Annotated in this window: 7 protein-coding genes and 1 pseudogene; 3 read left to right on the top strand and 5 right to left on the bottom strand. The window is 57.3% G+C overall.

The genetic code is table 11. The annotated features are described in order from the left end of the window. Positions 1 to 95 precede the first annotated feature (95 nt). Positions 96 to 401, top strand: coding sequence for a type 2 periplasmic-binding domain-containing protein (locus P0D80_RS40005; protein WP_408291974.1), 306 nt, complete (start codon positions 96 to 98; stop codon positions 399 to 401). Between the two features lie 50 nt (positions 402 to 451). Here the strand turns inward: P0D80_RS40005 and P0D80_RS40000 are convergent, their stop codons facing one another. The 4 genes from P0D80_RS40000 to P0D80_RS39985 all read right to left on the bottom strand — a co-directional run bounded on the left by P0D80_RS40000 (position 452) and on the right by P0D80_RS39985 (position 3,540). Further along, a complete protein-coding gene (locus P0D80_RS40000) occupies positions 452 to 988 on the bottom strand; it encodes a carboxymuconolactone decarboxylase family protein (protein ID WP_408183539.1) in 537 nt (178 codons plus the stop codon). 72 nt (positions 989 to 1,060) lie between these two features. Continuing rightward, on the bottom strand, positions 1,061 to 1,198 hold the full coding sequence (locus P0D80_RS39995; protein ID WP_408291972.1) for a hypothetical protein: 138 nt from the start codon (positions 1,196 to 1,198) through the stop codon (positions 1,061 to 1,063). A gap of 39 nt (positions 1,199 to 1,237) precedes the next feature. After that, positions 1,238 to 2,251 (bottom strand): MBL fold metallo-hydrolase, encoded by a 1,014-nt coding sequence (locus tag P0D80_RS39990; RefSeq protein ID WP_408291970.1) that lies wholly within the window; start codon positions 2,249 to 2,251, stop codon positions 1,238 to 1,240. Between the two features lie 92 nt (positions 2,252 to 2,343). After that, complete coding sequence (locus P0D80_RS39985; RefSeq protein WP_408183542.1) at positions 2,344 to 3,540, bottom strand: MFS transporter; 1,197 nt, start codon at positions 3,538 to 3,540, stop codon at positions 2,344 to 2,346. A gap of 165 nt (positions 3,541 to 3,705) precedes the next feature. On the opposite strand from P0D80_RS39985, the pseudogene P0D80_RS39980 reads away from it, so the two are divergent. Next, a pseudogene (locus tag P0D80_RS39980) lies at positions 3,706 to 4,349 on the top strand (LysR substrate-binding domain-containing protein). On the opposite strand, the gene P0D80_RS39975 reads toward P0D80_RS39980, so the two are convergent. Next, complete coding sequence (locus tag P0D80_RS39975) at positions 4,270 to 5,073, bottom strand: hypothetical protein (RefSeq protein ID WP_408291968.1); 804 nt, start codon at positions 5,071 to 5,073, stop codon at positions 4,270 to 4,272. The pseudogene P0D80_RS39980 and the gene P0D80_RS39975 overlap by 80 nt on opposite strands. Positions 5,074 to 5,472: 399 nt before the next feature. Here P0D80_RS39975 and P0D80_RS39970 point away from each other — a divergent pair, with 399 nt between their 5' ends. Beyond that, positions 5,473 to 6,210, top strand: a complete 738-nt coding sequence (locus P0D80_RS39970; RefSeq protein WP_408291966.1) for an SEL1-like repeat protein — start codon at positions 5,473 to 5,475, stop codon at positions 6,208 to 6,210. The last annotated feature ends 228 nt before the right edge of the window (positions 6,211 to 6,438 follow it).

The following is a 6,438-nucleotide window of genomic DNA, read 5'->3' as shown; positions in this document are numbered from 1 at the left end:
CGGGATGCCACCGGGCGCCGTCTTGAGCCATTGATCGCACGCGGCCTCGTGTGACGCGTTCCGCTTCGGGACGCGCCGCGAGGCACGCGCTGTCGATGGGCTTTGTCGCCGTGCCACGCCATTACGTACTGGCCATGTTATCCCGCGAACCACTCCGTCATTTGGTGATGCCGTACGATCTGCCTTGCTACACCGTGAAGCAACATCGGCATGCGCGTTTCCATCGCGATCCCGGCAATGTCTGGTTGAGACAAACCATTGCCGATCCTATGCCCTCTGCCGTGATGAATCACCCGTATGATCGGCCGCCCGAAACAAATCTCATCTGCGACTTTGAGGCCTTCTTTAAACTCCTCAAGTCGCGCTCACTTTCCGGTGCAAACCGAGGAAGGGACCTTTAAAAAATCCCTTCACGTGTAGCTCCAGCCCGTCGCGAGAGCTGCCTCCCGTATTAATCCGCGGCAGGGAAGTCAAGCGTAGTGTCGTTGATACGGTTGAACAGGTTGGTGAAAGCAATGCTTGCTACCGCCATTGTGACGTCGACAATTTGCGTATCGGTGACACCTGCTTCTTTGACGGCCTCCACCACATCGGCAGGAACCGTGCCGCTGGTGGTGATCAGATGTAACGTAAACCTGGCCAACGCATCATTGCGCGCATCGCCCGACGGCTGCGCCTGACGCAACGCCAGAATGTCTTCGCGGCCCAGACCTATTCTCTTTCCCATCAGTGTGTGTGCGGCCACACAATAGTCGCAGCCGGTAGTCTGGCTGACGACCAGTTTGACGACTTCGATATCCATAGCGCTCAAGCTGCTTTTTTTGAGCGAGGCTTCCAGGTTCAATACGGCTTCCAGCGCAACCGGACTATTGCCGCCAATTCCAATATATGAATTGGGAACCTTTCCGACCGTGCTTTTGACAGCGCTGAATAATTCGGCTGCACGGCCTGTGGCTTCGGACAATGCGATTGTGTAGAGACGGCTCATGATGATTTCCTTTACGTAATACGTCGGTTGAGAAAAATCTGTGTCATGGTTTGTTGTATTGAGAGCGGCTATTTACGCACCCGTATCGGCGATCAACGCCTCCACTCTGGAGAAGCCCGCCAGTTGTTCGTTGGTAAGAACCACCGCACTTGTCATCGCCGGGGCGGGATGCCAGGCCACGAGGGTTTGGCCGTTGGTGTTTTCGCGCACGAGCCAACCAGCGGCAAACCAAGAATTAGATACGTCTTATTACAGGCCGTCGTAGACCATCTTCGTAAATTGACTGCCGTTGAACACAAAATTCCCCCATTTGGCGTCGAAGGCCGCCGTCGGCTTGGCGGCAATAATTTCGTCCAGTGATTTGCCTTGCGATTTCAAGGCTGCAACGTTGTTGCGTACCGTGACCAACATGTCGCGGAATTCGATCAGTTGGGCGCGTGTACCCACTGCGCCGTGGCCGGGAACGACGATGGTATGGTCTGTCGTAAATGCCACAGCCTTGTTGGCCCATTGGATCGCACCGTCGATGTTGCCGCCGTCTTCATTGTCGATATACGGATAGATTCCGTTCCAGAAGGTGTCTCCCAGCGCTAGTACGTCAGCGTTTTCGAAGTACACCCATAGATCGCCATCGGTATGGCCATGACCGAAGTTTTCCACTTCGATGTTCGTTCCTGCGAAGGTGAAGGTCTTTTCATCATTGACGATCAGCGTCGGGCGCGCGCCTGCCGGCACCGGATCGAAGGTCCAATTCCAGGCATCGACATGCGTCGTCTCGGTCAGATGCCTCACGGTATTCTTGTGTGCAACGATGGTGGCGCCAGCTGCATGCATCCATGCATTGCCATCGGTATGGTCCCAATGCCAATGCGTGTTCACCACGTATTTCAGCGGCGCGGGACTGATCTTGTCGAGCGCGGCTTGCAGTTTTTCTTGCGATTTGCTGATGCCCGCGTCAACCAGAAACTTGCCTTCCTTGCCCGACAGGACGGTAATGTTGCCGCCCGAACCCATTAGCACGGTGATATTTTCTCGCAGGGGTTCCACGACGATATCCCCATCGGCACGGCGTAAATACCGGGCGCCCGCACCGGTATGAAAATAGTCGTCTGGCGCGGCGTCCTCTCTTGATGAAGACTGACTGCCGGTTCCGGCGAAGGCTACCGTAGAGGTCAACGGTAAACCGGCAGCAATGACGATCGCTACACACAACAGTTTGGAAAGTGCGCCTGATCTTTCTGCTAACTTGAAAAACGTATTCATGGTTCTTCGCCTTCGTTGAGCAGACTCAATCGTCTGCATGTGTGTCGAGTATGGGGATAGCCGGTTTCGCGATAACTGTGAACTGCCCGACTTCATTGAAGGCAGAGCCTGCGGCATTGCTGCCGATGCGCCGCCAACCAGCTGCCGATCAATAGGGCCGAAAAAAAGGCACCGGCAACGCAAACTCCTGACCAGCCCGCCTTGTAATAAGCCACGCTAGCCGCACTTGAACCGATTGCGCCGCCAAAGAAATAACAGGTCAGATAAATGGTCGTGATTCGGCTCCGCGCGTCTGGAGCGAGTGCATAGATCACACCCTGGTTGGAGATGTGCAAGCCCTGTACGCCCACGTCCAAAAGCAGAACGCCAACGATCAATGACGTCAGCGAGTGCGCACCAAGGTAAATGAACACGAACGACGCCAGAATCGCGCTGCTGAAAAGTCCGGTCGCACGATGTCCATGCCCGCGATCTGCCATTCGCCCCGCCGAGCCGGCCGCGAGCGCACCAGCGGCGCCGGCCAGACCAAACACTCCGATCTTCGCCTCGGAGTAATGGTAGGGAGCGGCATTGAGAAGAAATGTCAGTGCGGTCCAGAAGATACTGAAGCAGGCATAGCCCAGAGCGCCATACAGTGAGCGCAGGCCGATCGTTGGGTGTCGATCCAGCAGTGTCAGCAGAGACCGCAGCAACTGACGATAGCGCCAGGCTTGATCACTTCTTCGGTCTTGCGGCAATGCTCGCAAAAGGCACAAGGTGAGAAGCAGGATCAAAAATGCGGCGACACCATAAACGATTCGCCAGCCCGCCAATTGCGCGATGGTTCCGGAGACTGTTCGTGCCAGCAGGATGCCGAGAAGCAAACCGCTCATCACGGTGCCTACTACGCGTCCACGCTCGTCGTCTGATGCGAGCGAAGCGGCGAACGGAACTTGCAACTGTGCAGCGCACGAGGTGGCACCGAGTAGCATGCTTGCCGCGGCAAACAGCTTGAAGTCAGGGCTCAGAGCTACTGCGAGCAACGCGAGCACCGTGAGCAGAAGCAAGGATACGATGAGTGTGCGCCGATTCAATACGTCGCCGAGTGGCACGATCAATAGCAGGCCACACGCGTAGCCAAGCTGGGTGAGCGTAACCAGGAAGCCAACCCGGGCCGGACTATAGCCGAAGGTACTCGCAATAGCGGCCAATAGCGGCTGTGCATAGTAGATGTTCGCGACAATGACGCCGGAAGCAAGCGCAAACAGTAGCGTCAGCCGTCTCGTCAGATCAGGTGTTCGGGCAGACATGAATGTCCTTGTCACGAGTGGGGGCCGCGTCAGGTGTGGTCGGAAAACCGTCGATCGGCTTTTGTACCGTCATCGCCTCAAGCCAGGGGTTGACGAGATAATGATGGGCGTTGGCTATAGCGTCCAAGATCGGTTTACTATTCGACCAATAAGCATCTCCTATAGTTGAGGCGTCTTGCTACTGCGGCACATTCGCGACTTCCAACACTGTCGCAACGGATCAAGCAGTTGGGATACGCAATGGGTGCGCAACTCCTGGAGCGGTCAGGACGCACAATCCGGCTCACTGATGCAGGCAGAGGCTATGCACGGTACGCCCGCCGTGCACTGCAGGATCCGGATGCCGGAAGGCGGGCCATTCATGAGGTGCAGGGACTGACTCGCGGTGATCTTCGATTGGCGATGACGCCGTCGCTCACCGCCTCTTTGATTGGCCCGTTGGTGGAGAACTTCAACGCGCGCTATTCGAGGATCAATCTCAGCGTTACGGAAATGAACCGGGATCGCGTCGAGACCCTTCTTGCGCAACCCGACGACGCCCGTTATCCATTCGTGAGTTCGAAAAGGAATCGCTCGTGCTGCTGAGCAGCGATTCTTCGACACGTGAACATATAGACCGCTATTGCCAGGCGCAACGCGTCAAACCCCAAATTGCGATCAAGGCGAATTCGCTCAGCGGGATCATCCAGCAACAGTCACCCGCCGCCGACGTCTCCTTTTTCGCGGCGGTTAGCGCTTCGTATCGTCTTGCCTGGAACCCAGGGCCGCAGCAATGCGGTTTTGTGCAGCGACGAGTTGGTCATCAGTAGTCGCCACCAGCCATAGACGTGCGTGCTCCGCAATCTGGCGGTTGTGGTCCTTCAACGGGCCCATCGCGGCGGCTGCCTTCCAGACCACCGAGCCAATTCGGCTTCGCCTGCCCGATGGCGCGCCTACAAGCAGGCAGTACGGTCCCAGTGGAAGCGATACAAACGGAAGCGCCGGACTGGCGCGCACGCGCCAGTCGATGAAGGGTGTCTCGCTGATAAGCAGCGGCGTGGGCAAGCCGTAAAGCACACTGAAATCGTACAGCGCCAGTTGTTCCGGCATGCCGGCGTAACTACGCCGGATGTCGTCGACAACCGCCGCGCGGATCTCGTCCTCGAACATGGGTTCCTGCGCGTAGCGGGCAAATGCCTCTCGCGCCGCCAATTGATATGCGCTGAACAGGCCGAGTTCAATGCAGTCCTGCACTGCGCGTTGAACCTCCGCTACAGAACCGGCCTCCTCTGGCTTGCCCAACTGCGCAGCCCGCAAAAACCGCGCAAGTCCCGCCTCCTGGATCGCAGGCCCATCCACAGATACATCGTCTTGAGCGTCCTTACCAAGGGGCACGTAGGTGTATTTCTCGGCTGCGAAATGCGATTTCTTGCCTTCATCAAACTTGATCTCGCCATCGACGCAGTCCAAATAGCGAGTCCCGATTCGACCATGCTCCCAAACCCAATTTTTCAGGAGTGGACGTAGTGGATGCAGTCTGTCGTGATCGGTCATTGAAACCTCCAGGTGCCCCAGTATAGTTCCAAGTTGCGGATTGTTCCGCGGACGACATGGCGATCGTTCAAACCGTTGGATCGGCCCTCTCCAATCAAGCCAGGCAGAGCCCTGCTGGCTCAGCAGCGACCGGCCCGACAGATCAACATCGACCCACGACGGTCCATCAGGTATATGTAAAGCGGCCATTCAATGCTGCCGTTTCTATCTTGAACACCGCTTGGCGCTCAGATTGGGCGTTATCGCGCAAATGCCTGTTTCTTAGAATGGGATTGACTGCATGCGAAACCAACGGTATTTTTTCTGACGGGGCATCACGCCCCCTGCGCCGCCTCACAGTTCATTTCGGTTCCGTGCCGGCTGTGAAGGCTCGTCGGCACGGATACTCGGACCGAAGCCATGCGTATCTACTTCCAGAACGCGTCTATCCCGACGCGGGCCGCCAATCGACTCAAATATCGCCTTTCTCTAAAGGAATCCCAGGCGCGCCAGGTGACCTCCGAAGTCTTCGGCTATAGAGACTGGACCGACCTCCACAGCGAGCTGGGCAGCAAAGCAGCTTCCGCGCTCGACGAGGCGTGTGACAGCGCGACGCTAACCGAGAGACGCGTCTATCAGGTGTCGCAATTGCTCGCATCGTCAGTTGATCTTCACGGCGAATCCGCGGACGACTTCGTTCGCTGGTGGCAACCATCGGCCGCGCATGCGCACGAAGAGGGTCGCAACGCGCCAGAAACGCCGTTTGCCGGTTCGAAGGAAGATCTGAGTTTTCAAGAGGCGCTTAGCACGTTGGCTCACGCCGGGCAGCATTCCGTTGGCCACTTCGAGCAAGCGCTCGTGACTGGCATACACAGAACGGAAAACGAAAGCTCGCTGAGGTTTGTAGAAACGATTGCTGATGAGTTGCTAAGCGGCAACCGAAACCGGGAACCCGAAGTGGCTCGTCACCTCCTTGAGGCTTTGGCCTCGCGAGGACTGCCCCGGTCGATACTTAACCTGGCGACGAGTTTGACGCTTGGCGATGGTGGGCCCAAAGACGAAAAGAGAGCCGCGGACTTGCTTGAGCAGTTGGCCGGATCTGCTTCAACCCCCGATGATCTGAAGCGGATTGCCGAATCGCGCCTAGGCACCGCCTAAGCACTGGGCGCTCCGCAGAAACCCAGTACGTCAATAGCTCTGCATTTGCGGGAGTGAGCGTCGGAGACGGGCGACGTCCCCGTAGCATTCAACTCCAGACCGTATCGCGACGCGCGGCGAAAAAAAGGGGGATCAACCAGCGGGTCCGGCGAATGCTGCTCGTACCTATGGGCTCGTAGCGGTCATCCAGAAAACGATTCGTGCGATCGCGGGCCGTCGAACGATCGC

It is taken from the genome of Paraburkholderia sp. RL17-373-BIF-A (genome assembly GCF_046030175.1).
Classification (GTDB): Bacteria; Pseudomonadota; Gammaproteobacteria; order Burkholderiales; family Burkholderiaceae; genus Paraburkholderia.
Note: the sequence above shows the minus strand (reverse complement) of the source record. Positions and strands in the feature narration are given on the sequence as shown.

Bases quoted from the DNA above. Each gene is read 5' to 3' on its own strand.
- P0D80_RS40005 (WP_408291974.1), top strand. From the start codon at position 96: ATGGGCTTTGTCGCCGTGCCACGCCATTACGTACTGGCCATGTTATCC.
- P0D80_RS40000 (WP_408183539.1), bottom strand. From the start codon at position 988: ATGAGCCGTCTCTACACAATCGCATTGTCCGAAGCCACAGGCCGTGCA.
- P0D80_RS39990 (WP_408291970.1), bottom strand. From the start codon at position 2,251: ATGAATACGTTTTTCAAGTTAGCAGAAAGATCAGGCGCACTTTCCAAA.
- P0D80_RS39985 (WP_408183542.1), bottom strand. From the start codon at position 3,540: ATGTCTGCCCGAACACCTGATCTGACGAGACGGCTGACGCTACTGTTT.
- P0D80_RS39975 (WP_408291968.1), bottom strand. From the start codon at position 5,073: ATGACCGATCACGACAGACTGCATCCACTACGTCCACTCCTGAAAAAT.
- P0D80_RS39970 (WP_408291966.1), top strand. From the start codon at position 5,473: ATGCGTATCTACTTCCAGAACGCGTCTATCCCGACGCGGGCCGCCAAT.